Here is an 18094-nt window from a genome sequence, read left to right on the forward strand (position 1 = left end):
CTCCTAGGAATAAATTTAAATCTGCCTTCCACCAAATACTGCTCCTAAAAGCCTATTATGAATACCAATAATTACTTTTAAACGATTATCTTTGTCGATGCAAAAAAAACATAGTGTTCTTGATTATCGAAAGATTCTTATTCAAATCGGGATCTGTAGATAAAGTTCTATGAACTTATATCTTTCAAAACTATCGGATTGCAATTAGTGGTCATCTTTTTTGGATTATCTAAAAAATCACAATTAAAAATAAATCACTATTTAGAGTTTTTGCATAAATATAATCGCCAAATTCTTCAAGGTTAAAGCATTAGCGGCCAACAATAATCAATGAAAGAGCTACAACACGTCAATAAATATTTTTATAAGTACAGGTATAAGTTATTAGCCGGAATTTTAATTACTATTGTTGCAAGAATATTCCTTCTTTTTACACCAGAACTCGTTGGCAACTCTGTAGATGTCATCGACAGTTACCGGAAAGGGCTCACGACCGACCTTGGCGAGGTCAAAACTGAATTACTCATCAATATCGTCTACATCATTGGCGCAGCTATTTTGGGTGGAATTTTCACCTTTTTGATGCGGCAGACCATTATTTACGTATCGCGCCAGATAGAATATGATTTAAAAAACGAAGTCTATCAGCAATACCAACGCTTATCTCTAGACTTCTATAAATCCAACCGGACAGGCGACTTGATGAGCCGGATTAGTGAAGACGTTGGCAAAGTCAGGGAATATGCTGGGCCTGCAATCATGTATAGCATTAATACGATTACCCTTTTTATTATCGCGCTATTTTTAATGTTTCGCTCTGCACCGACATTGACCTTATACACTATTATTCCTTTACCGATCCTTTCTTACTTTATCTATATTTTAAGTAAATCCATCCATAAACGCAGCACTATTGTACAGCAATGGCTCGCAAAACTTTCTACGTTTACCCAAGAAACTTTTAGCGGTATAAGCGTCATCAAATCTTATGGCATTGAAGAGGTTACCAATGCTGACTTTGATGCGCTTTCTGAGGAAAGTCGACAAAAAAATATTGACCTTACGAAAGTCCAAGCGTTATTCTATCCTTTGATGATCTTTTTAATTGGGTTAAGTAATATTATTGTCATCTATATTGGTGGTAAACAATATATCGATGGCGAAATTGAAAGTTTAGGCGTTATTGCCAAATTCATTATTTACGTCAACCTTTTAACCTGGCCGGTGGCTACTGTGGGCTGGGTGACTTCGGTCATACAACAAGCGGAAGCTTCTCAAAAACGGATCAACGAGTTTTTAAAGCAGGAACCAAGTATAAAAAACAATAACCCAGAACCTTCCATCATAAAAGGAGATATTGTATTTGACCAAGTATCCTTTACCTATCCTGATACCAATATCCAAGCACTAAATAACGTCAGCTTCACGCTAAATAAAGGCCAAACGATGGCTATTATTGGGAAAACAGGCTCAGGAAAATCGACCGTCCTCGACCTCATCGGACGTTTATATGATGTCACTTCTGGAGAGATCAAAATTGACGGCACGCCTATTCAAGATCTCAATTTGACGAGTTTAAGGGATCATATTGGATACGTGCCTCAAGATGCCTTTTTGTTTTCTGATACGATTAAAAACAACATCATGTTTGGTAAAGAAGATGCAACGGATGAAGAAGTCATCGCTGCCGCAAAAAATGCCGACGTCCACAAAAACATCAAGAAGTTCAGTAAAGGCTACGATACTATTTTAGGGGAGCGCGGGATTACCTTATCTGGCGGACAAAAGCAACGTATTTCTATTGCAAGAGCGATCATCAAAGCGCCACAAATCTTATTGTTTGATGACTGCCTATCGGCCGTAGATACTGAGACTGAAGAAAAAATCCTCAATAATCTCAAAACCATTACCAAAGATAAAACCACTATTATCGTGAGCCATAGGATTTCTGCAGCCAAAAATGCCGATATTATCATTGTTTTGGATGACGGCAAAATCCTTCAAAAAGGCTCTCATAGCACCTTGATTGATGTGGATGGTTATTACAAGGAACTTTACCTGAAACAGCTAACAGAAAACCATTAAACGGAATATCTTAATAGTCAAACCCTAAATTATTTATTCAATAAAGCTTAGTTTCAGACCGTTTGGCAAATCCTTTCTAACCGCTAATCCATTTGTTTTCAACCCTACAAGTCGCACCGTTACGTTGACGCCAGATGATTCTTGCCCATTCATTAAAAGAAATTTCAGAAAATGTTGGTTACTAATATTATTTTTTAGATTTTTGGTACGTAAACTGTTACTAATTAAAATAAAAACATATGAGTGATCACGGAATGATGGAGAAAGAGGAAATATTCTCTAAAGTATTACGCGCAGGAAGAAGGACTTATTTCTTTGACGTAAGAGCCACAAAAGCAGGAGATTATTACCTCACCATTACAGAAAGTAAAAAATTCACGAATGACGATGGTTCTTTTCACTACAAAAAGCACAAAATTTATCTTTACAAAGAGGATTTCAGTGAGTTTAATGTGATTTTGAAGGAAATGATCGATTATGTTATTGATGAAAAAGGCGATGAAGTCATCAGCGAACGTCATCAAAAAGATTTCAAAAAAGAAGAGCTTGACGCTGAAGATGAGGATTTCGATTCAGAGACAATTAAATCTGCAGAAAACTTTACTGACATCAACTTTGAAGACATATAAGCGATCACAGGACAAAATATAAAAAAAACCGTTACTTTAAGTAGCGGTTTTTTTTATATTTTATAAACTAACTAAATATCTATGAAACTAATACACACCCTACTCTTTTTAACGACCTGTTTCGTTTTTGGACAAAAACAAACGGACCTCAGCTATTATCTCCCGCAAAACACCACTTACAACCAAGCGATTCCTACGCCGCAATCGGTCATTGGCCACGAAGTTGGCGAGTGGCACATTACCCACGACAAGTTGGTCGAATACATGAAAGCACTAGCGGCAAGCTCAGACCGAATCACTATTGAAAATAGAGGCAACACTTATGAAGGCCGACCTTTGATACTGCTGACCATCACTTCACCAAAAAACCATCAAAATATTGACGTCATTCGTCAGCAACATATCGCCGCCACTGAAGATAATGCGTCGGTCAACACCAGCACTATGCCCATTGTGGTCAACCAAGGGTTTTCCATTCATGGTAATGAGCCAAGTGGCTCTAATGCTGCACTTTTATTAGCTTATTATCTCGCTGCCGCAGAAAGTGACGCTGTTAAAGATTTGCTGGACAATACTATCATACTTTTTGACCCTTCATTCAATCCCGATGGATTACAGCGTTTTGCTTATTGGGCGAATTCCAATAAAAGCAAAAACTTAAATCCAGATCCAAATGATCGCGAATACAATGAAGTTTGGCCAAGAGGTAGAACCAATCATTATTGGTTTGACATGAATAGAGATTGGCTACCGGTGCAATTGCCAGAATCAAGAGCGCGACTGGAAACCTTTCATAAGTGGCTGCCAAATATCCTGACCGATCATCATGAAATGGGCACGAACTCCTCTTTCTTTTTTCAACCAGGAATTCCAAGCAGAACTCATCCACTCACGCCGCAATTAAATCAGGATTTGACCAAAAAAATCGGTAATTATCACGCAAAAGCTTTTGATAAAATCGGTTCCTTCTATTATACCGAAGAAAGTTTTGACGATTTCTATTATGGAAAAGGCTCCACATTCCCTGATATTAACGGGAGCATCGGCATTCTGTTTGAACAAGCCAGTTCCAGAGGCCATATTCAAGAAAGCACGAACGGGATTTTAACCTTCCCTTTTACCATCCGCAATCAGTTTACAGCCGCACTATCAACTTTGGATGCGGGTTACCATATGCGTGAAGAAATTTTAAAATACCAACACGACTTTTTCAAAAACGCCCGCAATGAAGGCAATAAAGAAAAAGGAAAAAACATCATTTTTGGCGATGCGAAGGATGCTGCCAAAACCTACGAATTGGCCGAAATATTAAGAAGACATCAGATTGAAATGTATGAACTTAAAAACGATGCTACCATTGACGGCAAGCAATTCAAAAAAGGCTATAGTTACGTCGTTCCAAAAAATCAGAAAAACACGCGATTGATCAACGCCATGTTTGAAAAACGCACCTCATTTCAGGATAGCTTATTTTATGATATTTCAGCTTGGACCCTGCCCCTAGCATTTAATTTAGATTATGTTGAAGGCATTCCTTCCTCACATCTGGGCGATCGGGTTGTAGATTTAAAAATGAAAGTAGGACAAGTTGATTCAAAAAGTGATTATGCCTATATCATGGAGTGGCATGAATATTATTCTCCTAAAGCATTGAATCAAATTCTAAAAAACGACTTACGAGCGCAAGTTGCCATGAAAAAATTTCGTGCCAACGGAAAAGAGTATGATTATGGCACAATTTTGATTCCTATTCAAAACCAATCAAAAAATGCTGATGAACTCTACCAATTTTTAAATGAAGCGGCCAAAGACGCGCATGTCCAAATAGATGCAGTGGCTACAGGTTTAACCGAAGGTATTAACATGGGAAGCAACGAATTCAAACCCTTAACACTTCCAAAAATAGCACTCATTGTTGGCAATGGTGTGGCATCTTCTGATGCTGGCGAAATCTGGCATCTTTTGGACCAACGTTATGACATGATTTTGACCAAATTGGATACTGAAAATTTAGGTCGCGCCGATTTAAGCCGCTACAACACCATCATTTTACCAAGTGCCAACCTCAGCAAAAGTGATACAGAAACCTTAGCAGCCTGGGTTGAAAATGGCGGAACGCTTATTGGTTTCAAGAACACTTTACGTTGGATGAACACGAATAAATTCATGAAACTCGATATTAAAAAATCAGAAAGAGTGGCCAAAAGCATCACTTTTGAAGAACGAAGCGATTATGATGGCGCTCAGGTGATCGGCGGCGCTATTTTTGAAGCGAAACTGGATCGTTCCCATCCGATTAATTTTGGCTATAAAAACGACAAACTGCCATTATTTAGAAATTCAACTTTATTCGTTAAAGCTGATAAACAGAGCTATAACAACCCTATACAATACACCAAAAATCCATTGATGAGCGGTTATATTTCCAAGTCCAATTTAGATAGTTTGGCACTGACCGTACCTTACCAAATGCAACGTATGAAACGTGGGAAAGTAGTGGCATTTACGGACAACACCAATTTCAGAGCGTTCTGGTTCGGAACGAACAAACTCATGATGAATGCGATATTTTTTAGAGACGAACTATAATTTAACCGCCACCAAATTCAAAACAAAAATGGATGCTAAATACAAAAGCGCATAAGAAATGCCAAAATTAAACCATAAGATGACTGCCATAACCAGCATGAAAATAGGCACCAAACTGATGACCAAGGCAAAACGAAAGGTCGCCGTAAATTCTGGTTTGGTAGAGTGTTGCAGTCTTTAAAGTTCGATTTCACACATTGATTGACGTCTTCAGGATTTAGAAAATCTACATTTATGTTTTCTAATTTCTGAAGAATGTCATCATAATCTTCAACATCCATTTGTGTTGTAAGTACTATCAAAGCATTATGGACATCACTTTTCATTCGTAATACGGAGGCATTCAGATTAAGATTTTCATAATCCTTGGACGCGATTGGCGTTCCAAAATTCAACACGACGCTATCCTCAAAATCCTCTATGCTTTTATAATTCAATCCCACAGGCACCATCTTAACGTTCTCTGAATAGTTGACTAATGCTTCTTCAATGATGTGCGAAAAGCTTTAATTCAATGGCCGGACAAATCGTTGGATATTATAGCTTTTTTCAGGAAAAAGCACGATGGCATTATGATCGGATAATAAGTCCGAACAGAATTTGAAAACGGCCTTGTTTTTTGAATTTTTATCCCAGCCATCTCTTAACCGATATACTGGCATCATTAGCAAGCTTTGTAAAAACTTACTGACCCATGGTTTTTGAAAGACGCTTGCGCGGATTAAGAAGTAATAAAAATCTCCGTTTTTAGTGGCGAGTATAAGTGGATCCATCCAACCATTTTGATGATTTCCTAAAAAAAGTCTGGCCTGATTTGGACGTAATGGTTCTTGATAATTGAACTAATTTTTTTGTAGTAAAAAAATAACGCAATCCTGAGATAGCTTCTCATAATAGTGCAACCATAATAGTTGCCATATGTTTTTTCCTCTAAAATGTTTTGATTTAAGCTACGGTAGATCCGTTTTTAACATGTATTTCTGGCCGTAATAAACACACATCTTTATCTTCTACAGCTCCCATTACAAGACATTCGCTCATAAATTTGGCAATCTGCTTTTTCGGAAAATTAATGATTGCGATAATTTGTCTGTTGAGCAAATCCTCCTTCGAATAAAGTGAGGTAATTTGTGCCGAAGATTTTTTAATTCCTAAGGCACCAAAATCAATGGTTAACTGATAGGACGGATTTCTTGCCTGTGGAAAATCATTGACCTCAATGATGGTCCCCACACGTAAATCAACTTTGGCAAACTCCTCAAAAGTCACTATCTTTTCCATCCTTAAAATTTGAAATAGCTCGCAATATAAAAAAATAAAACGTTATGGCTAATACTCCTTCAAACATGTTGCCTTTGGGCACTCAAGCTCCGAATTTTAAATTATTGGACGTGGTAAGCAATGAAAATTGCAACCTGGCAGATTGCAAAGGCGTGAACGGAACGGTTATTATGTTTATTTCAAATCATTGTCCGTTTGTTAAACATGTGAATGCGCGATTGGCAAAACTTGCAAAAGAATACAAATCTAAAGGCATTGAATTTGTTGCGATTGCCAGCAATGCCGTTGAAAACTACCCACAAGACGGTCCGGAATTCATGAAAAAGCTAGCGATCGACGAAGGTTTTATTTTTCCTTATTTATATGATCAAACGCAGTCGGTAGCGAAAGCTTATGATGCTGCCTGCACACCAGATTTCTATCTTTTCGACGCCGATTTAAAACTGGTTTATAGAGGTCAACTCGATAGCTCGAGGCCTGGAAATAACATTCCTGTAACGGGAGAAGATCTTACAAATGCACTGGATGCCCTATTGAACAATCAACCCATATCAGAAGACCAAAAACCTAGTTTAGGCTGCAATATAAAATGGCGAAGCGACAATGTAACATCTGATCGTTTTCCCATTGCAAGCAGTTATGATGAAAAGATTTGATCATAACGACGATGGGGATGATTTCTACCTGAACACCTGCACGGATGTCAGAAAGGAAATCTACCAAAAATTGACTGAGTACCACCCAGAAAATAAAACACCTTTCGAAATCACGTATAACGAATGCTTGGAGTTAATAAAGAAATCAGCTTTAAAACCATAATCCAAAAAAATTGAGATTTCAGATTGATATAACCTATGATTCTAAGAACAATCAATTCTTAAGGAAGGAAAAAATCAACTTATAAATTCTTCAACTGATTATCCGTTCCTTTATCACTGATTGTCCAAAAGAAACCTATGAAAAAAAACTGATCTGCAGCAGGACGTAAGGCTCTTTTTGAATAATTACCATTCACATCTACCGTGTTTGAAAATTGATAACCATTGATGTTTTTAGAACCCAAGGCATTGTTTACTGAAAAATAAAGAATCTTTTGAGGACTCAATAAATACGCCCAATTCAGACTCAAATTATTATAGCAATTGGTTTTGGCATTTAAAAATCCGTCGTGATTAGGATCGGTATAGTTTCTGCCAGAAGCAAAACCATAGCTGAAACCGACCTGACTTTTTAAGTCTTCGATCCAATATTTGCCCACCACAGAAAGGTTATGTCTATTGACGAAACTTGGTTGCGCAGCATAGGGATAGTTTTTATAATCCCGTTTCGTATCTAAAAAGGAATAGCTAATCCAATAATCGACGTTCTTGATATTTTTATTATCGCGCCAAAACAAGTCAATTCCCTTGGCATAACCACTCCCTGAACTATCAAAATGAGTATCAAAATCGACCAATTCGGTGTCGTATTTTACTAAACGTTTATAGCCTTTATAATAAGCCTCCGCTCTAAAAATTCTCCCTTCGGCGTTGTATTGGTAATTTAAAATATAATGCGCCGTATTTTCTGACTTAAGATCTTGATCGAATTTCAAAATAGCATTACTCGGATTTTGATAAAAGTTACCATAAGCTAAAGATACCTGACTGCTTTTGGAGGTTTTATAAGCAAGTGACAAACGTGGCGCTATCTCTGTAGATTTGAACAATTGGCTATAATCGGCACGTAAACCTGCTTTCAGCGCTAGCTTTTTTGAAAAAATAACGTCTGCTTCAACAAAAGCGGCAGCAATGTCATTCGTGAATCCGTAGTTATTAGAAGCTATCAAGTCATCCTGATAGTTTTCATTGAAATGGGTGGAAAAATATTCCCCACCAAAATTCAATTTAAAACGGTTGCTAAATCGGCGTTTGAATTTCAATTTGGCGTGATAGGAGTTTTCAGCATTGTCAATATCGCTATCGATAATCCGAACTTTGGTTTGATCGTGCGTATAACTCAATCCGCCAGAAACAGACCAAACATCGGTCAACATGCCTTGATAAGAGCCGTTAAAATAAAGATTACTATTGTTGAGTTTAAAATGGACACCTTCAGCATAGTTGATATCTTCTTGGGTCAATTCGAAATTGGAAGACTCAAAAGCAGTGTAAAGTTTGAGTAATCCTTTATCAAATTGTTGTCTAAATACCGCTTCGCCCGAAAACGCTTCATAAGGTTTCTTCCAATCATTTCTATCCTTAAATAGAGCAACGTATGGTGCCAAATTAATATAAGAAGTATTCACGCTCAAAGAACTTTTATCCCATTTTCGAGAATTGCCGACACCTCCACCTAAAGTCATCAGACTGACATCTGTTTTGTTTTGATCGGCTTCATCAATAGTATTCAGCAACAATACGCTAGAAAGTGCCTGACCATATTCCGCCGAATAACCGCCAGTGGAAAACGTAATACCATCAAACAAAAATGGCGAATAGCGTCCACGGGTTGGCGCATTATTGGTGGTTGGCGTATACGGCGTGAATACCCGAATGCCATCAATAAAAATCTGAGTTTCCTCGGCTTCCCCACCGCGCACAAATAAACGTCCGTCTTCTGCAACTGTTGTAGTTCCAGGCAAGGTTTGTAGCGCACCTACAAAATCGCCCAAAGCACTTGCCGTAGTAACAACATCTAATGGTTTTAATACGGAAACCTTGCTATTGTCGCCCGCTTCAAAAGCTCCTGCCGACAGCTCTACAGCATCCAATGTATTGACATCTTCTCTCAATCTGATCTGCAAACTCGTCATCGTTTTGACCTCAGCGAGCTTTTTAAAGGTTTCAAAAGAGAGAAATGATACGATTAAGGTTTTTATTCCCGTTTCGCTGGTGGTAAAAGAAAACACACCAGAACTATCCGTAGACCCGCCATCATAAGAACCTTCCAGATAAACGTTGGCACCTTCAATGGGCAACCCTTTGGCATCGGTTACTTTCCCTGAAATTGTAGTTTGTGAGAAACTGATAGAAGTTATAAAAAACAAGAGTACTGGAATAAACGCTTTCATAATACTTGATGGATTTGTTGATAGTACAAATGTGTATCGAAACAAGCAGAATCAAAATTCATAAGTTCTGAACTGTCAGAATTTGAGGATGAATTGGACAATCATTTTTAAAGCATATAATTCTAGCATTTTAGTATCTTAGAAACAAATTCCAACCGATGCTGACCACAACTGAAAAAAAATTTACGATTTTATTCCTATTGCTTCTTATGGCGGAACTCATCTGCGGAAGCGTTGAAAATTTATCCCGATGGCATTATCTAACAAAACCTTTACTACTCATTTCTTTAATTCTCTATTTTTTCGTCCAGAGCAAAATGATGATTCTAAAAACGAGAATATGGATTTCAAATGCACTTATTTTCTCTTTATCTGGTGATGTCCTTTTAATGTTTGTGGATAAATCCCCAATCTTTTTTATGCTCGGTTTGATCTCTTTTTTCGTGGCACATGTATTTTATTGTTTGGTGTTTTTCAGAAATAGAAATCCCAAAACAAATCCCATTGGCTTAATTATCGTTTTAACTTTTTATGCCTTCGGACTTTTTTATCTGCTCAAAAATAACTTGGGCGACTTATTAATTCCCGTCGTTTTTTACATCCTCGTTATTTTATTGATGATCATTTCGGCGTTTTTAAGACAGAAAAAAGTGTCTCAAAAAAGTTTTATTTTCGTGTTTATTGGCGCTATATTGTTCGTGATTTCAGATAGCATTTTGGCCTTGAATAAATTTTATATGCCGTTGCCGTTTTCAAGCATCAGCATCATGCTCACTTATGGCTTGGCGCAGTTTTTTATTGTTTTAGGCCTTTTAAAACAACCATAGACGTTCTCTATAGTGACTATTCAACTCATTATTTATCAGATTTATAATTCATCTTAATCAAAGTGTTTATTCAAGATTAATTTCACACTTAATATTTTTAAAAATAAACCAGTATTTCTGTAACAATCTCCTACATTCTTCTACTAATAGCACAACTAACCATCAGAATTGGACAAAGAATTAGAACATAATTTTGTCGCGTTGCTTGAAGAGCATCAAAACATTGTGCACAAAGTTTGTAGGCTATATACAAACCATAGAGATGCCCATAATGATTTGTTTCAGGAAATCACGATACAGCTTTGGAAGGCCTATCCGAAGTTCCGTGGCGACGCAAAATTCAGCACGTGGATGTATCGTGTAGGTCTAAATACTGCCATCACCTTATACCGAAAATCAAAGCGCACAGTCAACACTTATGAATTGGAAACCTTTCAATTTAAAATCAAGGCTGAAGAATATGACGACACGGAAGAGCAACAATTGAAATTATTGTATCAAGCCGTTCATCAATTAAATGATATTGAAAAAGCCCTCGTTTTTCTTTATTTAGAAGAAAAAGATTATCGCGAAATCAGCGAAACTTTAGGGATTAGTGAGGTCAATGCCCGAGTGAAAATGAACAGGATTAAAAACAAATTAAAAACAATACTTAATCCTTAAGTATATGGACGAATTAGAACTATTAAAAAAACACTGGAAACAGCAGGATACAGAGTACCCTAAAGTTTCTGCTGATGCTATATATAAAATGATCCTAAAACGCTCCTCATCGATCGTTAAATGGATCTTTATCATCAGTCTGTTGGAGTTTGCCTTATGGGCATGCCTATCCTTTTTCTTAAAGGACACAGAAAACGCACAACATTTTGATAAAATGGACTCTGATTACCTCATCATTCCCCTAACTGTTTTAGGATATGTGGTGTTGGCTTATTTCTTCTTCTTATTCTATAAGAATTACAGGAAAATCTCAGTGACAGACAACGCCAAAGTATTGATGGAGAATATTTTAAGAACTCGAAAAACAGTTAAGAATTATGTGTTTTTCAATCTGGCCTTCATGGCGATTACGTTTGTGGCCGTGCTATACATTGAATTTGACCAGGACAAAGCCTTTATCAGTAAAGCGCAAACCGCTGCGGCCAATGGCGAAGCGTTTTTGTTCTATGCCAAAACCATATTACTTGTAGCGGGTGTAATTGCGGTTTTTGCAGCCGTCTTACTGTTTTTCTACTGGTTGATCTATGGATTGCTGCTCAGTAAACTTAATAGGAATTATAAAGAATTGAAAAAACTAGAGTTATAATCTAGTTTTTTCAATGCTTACGGCTTACTCCTCTACTTTATACCTTCTGAGCTTGTTTAATTCCTCTTGTGCCTTCAGTTCTTCTTGTGGAATAACTTTCAGGAACGAAGGGTGTTGCTCAATGGCGTATTCAATTTTTTCTACGATCTGATCGATAGTTTCATTTTCGTAATCGATAACCAAAGGCGCTTTAATCTCCATCGACTGAAGAATATTTTTCTTTTTGACGCGAAGTCCCTTTTTATCGAAAGAACGTCTAAACCCGTCAATCACAACAGGTACAACAATCGGTTTGTAACGCTTTATAATATGCGCCGTTCCTTTTCGGATAGGTCTAAACGGTGTGGTGGTACCCTGCGGAAAGGTAATGACCCATCCATCATCAAGAGCTTTCGAAATCATAGTGATATCACTCATTTTGACCTGACGATTCACTTCCTTACCTTCTGCTCTCCAGGTGCGCTCAATACTGATCGAGCCCACATAGGCAAATATTTTAGGCAATAATCCCGACTTCATTGTTTCTTTGGCAGCAACGTAGTACATATTCAATTTGGGTTGCCATAAATAGCCGATATTCTTAATATTGTCCTCCCGATTACTCAAACTCGCGTTAAATACATGAAACATCGCGACGACATCAGCAAAATAAGTTTGATGATTGGAAATGAAAAGCACATTGGTATCCGGCAAATTTCTTATAACCTCAGAACCCTCAATTTGAAGTTCATTAAATCCTCTAAAACGTCTGTGAGTCACGGCTCCAAGGATACGAATGAGCCATTTCTTTACAAAAAGTATATGACCAAAAGGGTTTCTTTTAAATAATCCCATTATTTATATTTACGATTATGATATGCTATTTATGATGCGTATAACCTCAACATACCTGAAAAAACAAATTTAGTAAAATCTGTAACTTAGACTACTTTTTTTAACAAGTCTTTTATTTCGCTGAGCATCATAGCAGTTGCGCCCCAAACCGTATGTCCGTTTAACTTGAAAACCGGAACCTCCACCTCTTTTTCCAACGACGTCATCAACATTTGTGAGCCAACATTATCATCATCGAGAAAATCGTCAAGCGTGACTTCAATCAAATCTTCAACCTCATCATCTTGTTTCAAAAACTGGGGTGTTTGGAGGGTAATGCCCAAAAAAGGATACACCATAAAATTACTTGGCGGAATATAAACCCACGTCATCGCCTTCAAAACCGTCATGCTTTCAATAGGCACACCAACTTCCTCAAAAGTTTCCCGAAGTGCCGCATATTCCAGTGACGGATCTTCCTTTTCCAACTTTCCGCCAGGAAAACCGACTTGGGCAGAATGTACGCCACTATAGGTTTTTCTTAAAATCAAAATCAATCGTGTACGTTGCGCCAGATCAGGATAGAACAAAGCCATCACCCCTGCTTTTCGGGCGTCTTTTATGATTTCCTTTTGTTGCTCGATGAGTTGGATCCGAAAGGAAGGCGACATTTTAACTTGTGAAGCATGCCCTGGAAGTGGAATATGTTCTATTTTTGAGATCGATTTTAAAAAAGTATCAAAATTCATTTAGATATGAGAATTTTAATGGTCATTGGCGTGTTTTTTATGCTTCTTAACTGTGAAGATAAACAATCTCGGCAAAAAAATAATTATTCTACTCCGGATTCCTTAACTACGGAACACCTCCAAGTCAAGAAAGACACATCTCAAAAAAAGCAACGTGAACACCCAAAACTCACGGACAAAAATGCCATGGATTTCTTTCTGGAATACGAAAAAGAATACAAGGAAAACAAAGTCCGCATTACTACCGATTTTGGAACGATCGACATTCAACTGTTTGATGAAACCATGTTCCATCGTGCCAATTTCATTTTCCTGATCAAACAAGGTTATTTTGATAATACCCAGTTTTACCGCATCGTCAACAATTTCGTCATTCAAGGTGGGAATAGCGATGACATAGCAATTGCCGATAGACGCACAAAAATTGGAAAGTATTTATTGCCTCCAGATACCAAACGCGGATTTCTACACGATCGCGGTGTGATCAGCATGCCTAGCAGCGAGATTGAAAACGCCTATAAATTGGCTTCTCCGTACGAGTTTTTTATTGTCCAAAAACAAGGCGGTGCCCATCATCTGGATGGCGAATACACGGTATTTGGAAAAGTGATCCATGGGATGGATGTCGTGGATACCATAGCAGCTCAAAAAACTGATGATGGCGAATGGCCATTAACCAACGTTTATATCCGAAAAATAGAAATTATAAATTAATTAAGAAAATTGAGTCTTTAAATCAATATCTTGGAACTCTTTACAAATCAACACTAAAAAAACAAATGACAAAAAACAATTTAAAACACCTTAAAACTTTGAGTTTATGTGCGCTTATTGCTTTTTCAAGCTGTAAGAACGAAGAAAAAAAGGAAGACACTATGGCTAAAAATGACAATGCTTTACTTCAAGAATGGACAGGACCTTACAATGGCGTTCCTGCATTTGACAAAATGAAAGTTGAAGACGTCAAGGGCGCTATGGAAAAAGGCATGGAACTTGGATTGGCAGATATCGAAAAAATCGCCAATAATCCTGAAGCACCAACTTTTGAAAACACCATGGCTGCAATGGAACGTTCTGGAAAAGAACTCGAACGCGTTTTTACCTATTACGGGATTATGAGCAGCAACGTCTCTTCTCCTGAATTTAGAGACCTTCAAGCGGAATTAGCGCCTAAGCTATCAGAGTACAACTCTAAAATTTCGCAAAACGAAAAACTGTTTCAGCGTATTAAAGCAGTTTATGAAGCCTCTCAAACAACACCTTTAGAAGCCGATCAACAACGTGTGGTTGATTTGACCTATAAAAGCTTTGAAATGAATGGCGCTAACTTGGATGCTGAAAAAAAGAAGCGTTTCGCTGAAATCAACAAAGAACTTTCGTCAATTTATACCAAATTCTCAAACAACGTTTTACATGATGAAGAAAATTATGTAACGTATTTGAATGCGGATCAAATCGGCGGGCTTTCTGAATCTTTTGTGAAATCGGCTGCTCAAATTGCTTCGGAAAAAGGACAAGAAGGGAAATATGCGATTACGAACACACGCTCATCTGTCGATCCATTTTTAACTTATTCTACGGAACGCGAATTGCGCAAACAAGTATGGAACAATTACTATTCCCGTGGCGATAATAATGACGAATTTGACAACAAAAAACTCATTGCTGAGATCTTAAAACTCCGTAAAGAACGCGTTGGACTGATGGGCTATGATAACTATGCTGAGTGGCGCTTACAAGATCGTATGGCAAAAACTCCAGAAAACGCCATGGATTTGATGATGGCTGTTTGGCCAGCTGCTATTGCAAGAGTTAAAGAAGAAGTAACGGACATGCAAGCTGTGGCGAATGCCAGTGGCGACAACATTACGATTGAACCATGGGATTACAGATATTACGCCGAGAAAGTACGTCAAAAGAAATACGATTTAGATAGTGAAGAAGTAAAACAGTACCTACAACTTGACAAATTGACACAGGCCTTATTTTACACTGCTGGACGCTTATTCAATTATGAATTTACCCCAGTTGCAGAAGGATCTGTGCCTGTTTTTCATGAAGATGTAAAAGTTTGGGATGTTACGGATAAAGATTCTGGAAAACATATCGGCTTATGGTATTTGGATCCATTTGCACGTCAAGGAAAACGTTCTGGAGCATGGGCAACAACTTACAGAAGCCACACGACGTTTGACGGCGACAAAACAGTATTAGCATCCAACAACTCCAATTTCGTAAAACCTGCTCTTGGTGAGCCTGTTTTAGTGTCTTGGGATGACGCAACGACCTTCTTCCATGAATTTGGTCACGCCTTGCACTTCTTTTCATCTAACGTAAAATACCCAACCTTAAATGGTGGCGTGAGGGATTATACCGAATTCCAATCGCAGTTATTGGAGCGTTGGTTATCTACCGACGAAGTGATCAATCAGTTTTTGGTACATTACAAAACTGGCGAACCTATCCCGGCGGCATTGGTTGCTAAAATCAAAAAGGCATCCACGTTCAACCAAGGTTTTGGAACTACGGAGTTTTTAGCATCAGCATTGATGGATATGAAATTACATTTGGCCGATCCAAAAAATATAGATATTGCCAAATTTGAGCGTGAAACTTTAGGCGAAATGGGCATGCCAAAAGAATTGGTCATGCGTCATAGAACACCACAATTTGGTCACGTCTTTTCAGGCGAAGGCTACGCTACTGCGTATTATGGTTATATGTGGGCAGATGTTTTAACAGCAGATGCCTCAGAAGCGTTTAGAGATGCGCCGGGCGGGTTTTACGATAAAGACATGGCTGATAAATTGGTTAAATACTTATTTGCACCAAGAAACTCAATGGACCCAGCAGAAGCCTACCGACTATTTAGAGGTCGCGATGCAAAAATCGAAGCCTTGTTGAGAGACAGAGGATTCCCTGTTCCGAAAAGTTAATTATTATTTATTTTATATTGCAAAGCCACGTTTTTGAGACGTGGCTTTTTTTTATCCTAATTTTAAAGAGTTTGCCAAGAATATGATACAACATGTTAATTGTACGCATTATTTTATTATATTTATACGTATAACTTTTTATAAGATGGACACCAAACTGACATTGAAGCTCAATCAAAAGGTCATTGAGAAAGCGAAAAAATATGCTTCCAAAAAAAACACAAGTCTTTCCAGAATAGTGGAGACATATCTTCAGTCGCTAACTTCAGAGAATTCTAAAGATGAGTTTGATATATCGCCTTTTGTCAAAAGTATCGCCACAGGAAAACAAGTCCCTACTGATTTAGATTATAAAAAAGAGTATTCAGAGCACCTTCTTGAGAAACACAAATGACAAAAAGACTTTTCATAGACACTAATGTCATGTTGGATTTACTGGGAGAAAGAGCACCATTTTATGAGCCAATTGCCAAAATTGCAACCTTAGCCGAAAAAGGAAAAGTGACGATGGTGGTGTCCCCCATTTCATTCGCTACTGTCAATTATTTTATTTCAAAATTTGAAAATCCTGAAATTGCAAGAGAAAAACTAAGGAAATTCAGCATCATTAGCGAAACATGTAGGCTTAACGAACAAACTGTTGAAAAAGCACTAAATTCCTCTTTCAAAGACTTTGAAGATGCATTACAATATTTTACCGCTACAGAATCAGAATGCGAAATCATCATTACTCGAAATGGCAAAGATTTTAAAAAATCCTTAATTACTGTAATGAATGCTCAAGAGTTTTTAAGTAGCCTGAAATAAAGAACTATAGATTAAAGTGACATATTATCTCGACATGCACTTTGGCGAGGGATTTTAAAACAGAATGAAAGTCTGTTACATTCGTGAAATTAACATAAAATATTTTTACCAGTAAGCTCTGTATGGCGCTAATTTGTGAAAATTAGTGAAATTCGTGTCAAAATTCTTAGAAGTTAAAGCAATTAGCTTTAGATAATCTTTAAAGATGAAAATTCAATCCCTCAGAAGTCAATTACAATATTAAAACCTTTCTTCCCGCTTATACATATTTGGCAAAGTGATACTAAATCGTACGGCAATCAATCTCACAATAATGACCACAGAACCTGAAGCCATAAATATAATATTATCAGGAATTGGAAATAGTCTTAGAAGAAAATAGACAATCCCTCCCAAAATACAGGCCGTTGCATAAATTTCCTTTCTTCTAAAAATCACAGGAATCTCGTTACATAATATATCCCTAATCACACCGCCAAAACAAGCAGTCATCGTGCCTAACGAAATACAAATAATGGGATGTAAACCTGCCGCTATACCTTTTTCTATACCCACCACGGTATAAAGCCCAATACCAATCGAATCAAAAAGCAGTAAAGACATCCGCAAATGATTGATTTTTCGTCTAAAGGCGATCGTGAAAACGGTGGCCGTGAATATCACATATACATAAGTCATATTGGTCATCCAAGTTACTGGCGTTATCCCAATTAAAACATCACGAAGGGTTCCACCACCCACAGCGGTCACAAAAGCAATAATAAGAACGCCAAAAGCATCCATTCTTTTGTTCATTGCTACAGATACACCAGAAATAGCAAAAGCGATCGTCCCCAAAACATCAAGGGTCTGTATAAACATAGTTTCTAGGAAAAAGATTCAGTAAGCAAAGATAAGAACACGCGCTGTGCAATCTGAATCTTTAATGGAAAAAATGTAAAATGAGATGTTTTTGAGGTTTGGATGATGGATAAGGAAGTGATAATATTCTGCTAATTAAAAAATCCCTCAACACAC

General features: G+C 37.5%; 18 protein-coding genes and 1 pseudogene. 12 read left to right on the top strand and 7 right to left on the bottom strand.

Annotation, left to right across the window (positions count from 1 at the left end; all coding sequences use genetic code 11):
- Nucleotides 1-330 precede the first annotated feature (330 nt).
- The 3 genes from ACOH2D_RS03370 (at nt 331) to ACOH2D_RS03380 (ending at nt 5303) form a co-directional block, all read left to right on the top strand.
- A complete protein-coding gene (locus tag ACOH2D_RS03370; protein ID WP_449534352.1) occupies nt 331-2085 on the top strand; it encodes an ABC transporter ATP-binding protein in 1755 nt (584 codons plus the stop codon).
- 239 nt (nt 2086-2324) lie between these two features.
- Nucleotides 2325-2714: a PUR family DNA/RNA-binding protein gene (locus ACOH2D_RS03375; protein ID WP_348035128.1), complete on the top strand. Its 390-nt coding sequence runs from the start codon at nt 2325-2327 to the stop codon at nt 2712-2714.
- A gap of 81 nt (nt 2715-2795) precedes the next feature.
- Complete coding sequence (locus tag ACOH2D_RS03380) at nt 2796-5303, top strand: M14 family metallopeptidase (protein WP_449534353.1); 2508 nt, start codon at nt 2796-2798, stop codon at nt 5301-5303.
- A gap of 35 nt (nt 5304-5338) precedes the next feature.
- On the opposite strand, the gene ACOH2D_RS03385 is transcribed toward ACOH2D_RS03380, so the two are convergent.
- From ACOH2D_RS03385 to ACOH2D_RS03395, 3 genes and pseudogenes are all read right to left on the bottom strand, one after another.
- Nucleotides 5339-5746: a hypothetical protein gene (locus ACOH2D_RS03385; RefSeq protein WP_449534354.1), complete on the bottom strand. Its 408-nt coding sequence runs from the start codon at nt 5744-5746 to the stop codon at nt 5339-5341.
- A 63-nt stretch (nt 5747-5809) separates the two neighbouring features.
- Nucleotides 5810-6124: pseudogene (locus ACOH2D_RS03390) on the bottom strand (1-acyl-sn-glycerol-3-phosphate acyltransferase); the annotation flags it as partial.
- Between the two features lie 124 nt (nt 6125-6248).
- Nucleotides 6249-6584 carry a tRNA-binding protein gene (locus ACOH2D_RS03395; protein WP_449534355.1) on the bottom strand — a complete coding sequence of 112 codons (336 nt, stop codon included), beginning with the start codon at nt 6582-6584 and terminating at the stop codon, nt 6249-6251.
- A gap of 44 nt (nt 6585-6628) precedes the next feature.
- On the opposite strand from ACOH2D_RS03395, the gene ACOH2D_RS03400 reads away from it, so the two are divergent.
- Both ACOH2D_RS03400 and ACOH2D_RS03405 read left to right on the top strand, forming a co-directional pair.
- Entirely contained in the window at nt 6629-7240 is a 612-nt protein-coding gene (locus ACOH2D_RS03400; RefSeq protein ID WP_449534356.1) for a thioredoxin family protein, read from the top strand.
- A complete protein-coding gene (locus ACOH2D_RS03405; RefSeq protein WP_449534357.1) occupies nt 7224-7403 on the top strand; it encodes a hypothetical protein in 180 nt (59 codons plus the stop codon). The genes ACOH2D_RS03400 and ACOH2D_RS03405 overlap by 17 nt, the downstream gene beginning before the upstream one ends.
- A gap of 79 nt (nt 7404-7482) precedes the next feature.
- Here the strand turns inward: ACOH2D_RS03405 and ACOH2D_RS03410 are convergent, their stop codons facing one another.
- Complete coding sequence (locus ACOH2D_RS03410; RefSeq protein ID WP_449534358.1) at nt 7483-9636, bottom strand: TonB-dependent receptor; 2154 nt, start codon at nt 9634-9636, stop codon at nt 7483-7485.
- Between the two features lie 158 nt (nt 9637-9794).
- On the opposite strand from ACOH2D_RS03410, the gene ACOH2D_RS03415 reads away from it, so the two are divergent.
- From ACOH2D_RS03415 to ACOH2D_RS03425, 3 genes are all read left to right on the top strand, one after another.
- Nucleotides 9795-10463, top strand: a complete 669-nt coding sequence (locus ACOH2D_RS03415; RefSeq protein ID WP_449534359.1) for a lysoplasmalogenase — start codon at nt 9795-9797, stop codon at nt 10461-10463.
- Nucleotides 10464-10631: 168 nt separating this feature from the next.
- Nucleotides 10632-11126, top strand: a complete 495-nt coding sequence (locus tag ACOH2D_RS03420; protein WP_348035120.1) for an RNA polymerase sigma factor — start codon at nt 10632-10634, stop codon at nt 11124-11126.
- A 4-nt stretch (nt 11127-11130) separates the two neighbouring features.
- Nucleotides 11131-11772, top strand: a complete 642-nt coding sequence (locus ACOH2D_RS03425) for a DUF8845 family protein (protein WP_449534360.1) — start codon at nt 11131-11133, stop codon at nt 11770-11772.
- 24 nt (nt 11773-11796) lie between these two features.
- On the opposite strand, the gene ACOH2D_RS03430 is transcribed toward ACOH2D_RS03425, so the two are convergent.
- Both ACOH2D_RS03430 and ACOH2D_RS03435 read right to left on the bottom strand, forming a co-directional pair.
- Nucleotides 11797-12606: a lysophospholipid acyltransferase family protein gene (locus tag ACOH2D_RS03430; protein WP_449534361.1), complete on the bottom strand. Its 810-nt coding sequence runs from the start codon at nt 12604-12606 to the stop codon at nt 11797-11799.
- An 86-nt stretch (nt 12607-12692) separates the two neighbouring features.
- The gene (locus ACOH2D_RS03435) at nt 12693-13334 is read right to left on the bottom strand and encodes an NUDIX hydrolase (protein ID WP_449534362.1); all 642 of its coding nucleotides are present in this window, start codon (nt 13332-13334) and stop codon (nt 12693-12695) included.
- A 6-nt stretch (nt 13335-13340) separates the two neighbouring features.
- Here ACOH2D_RS03435 and ACOH2D_RS03440 point away from each other — a divergent pair, with 6 nt between their 5' ends.
- The 4 genes from ACOH2D_RS03440 (at nt 13341) to ACOH2D_RS03455 (ending at nt 17077) form a co-directional block, all read left to right on the top strand.
- Nucleotides 13341-14048, top strand: coding sequence for a peptidylprolyl isomerase (locus tag ACOH2D_RS03440; RefSeq protein ID WP_449534363.1), 708 nt, complete (start codon nt 13341-13343; stop codon nt 14046-14048).
- Nucleotides 14049-14113: 65 nt separating this feature from the next.
- Nucleotides 14114-16270 (top strand): M3 family metallopeptidase, encoded by a 2157-nt coding sequence (locus ACOH2D_RS03445; protein ID WP_449534364.1) that lies wholly within the window; start codon nt 14114-14116, stop codon nt 16268-16270.
- 145 nt (nt 16271-16415) lie between these two features.
- Nucleotides 16416-16664 carry a DUF6364 family protein gene (locus ACOH2D_RS03450; RefSeq protein WP_449534365.1) on the top strand — a complete coding sequence of 83 codons (249 nt, stop codon included), beginning with the start codon at nt 16416-16418 and terminating at the stop codon, nt 16662-16664.
- The gene (locus ACOH2D_RS03455; RefSeq protein ID WP_449534366.1) at nt 16661-17077 is read left to right on the top strand and encodes a type II toxin-antitoxin system VapC family toxin; all 417 of its coding nucleotides are present in this window, start codon (nt 16661-16663) and stop codon (nt 17075-17077) included. The genes ACOH2D_RS03450 and ACOH2D_RS03455 overlap by 4 nt, the downstream gene beginning before the upstream one ends.
- 240 nt (nt 17078-17317) lie before the next feature.
- On the opposite strand, the gene ACOH2D_RS03460 is transcribed toward ACOH2D_RS03455, so the two are convergent.
- Nucleotides 17318-17938 (bottom strand): trimeric intracellular cation channel family protein, encoded by a 621-nt coding sequence (locus ACOH2D_RS03460; protein WP_449534367.1) that lies wholly within the window; start codon nt 17936-17938, stop codon nt 17318-17320.
- Nucleotides 17939-18094: the final 156 nt, after the last annotated feature.

This window comes from Gelidibacter sp., from assembly GCF_053579655.1.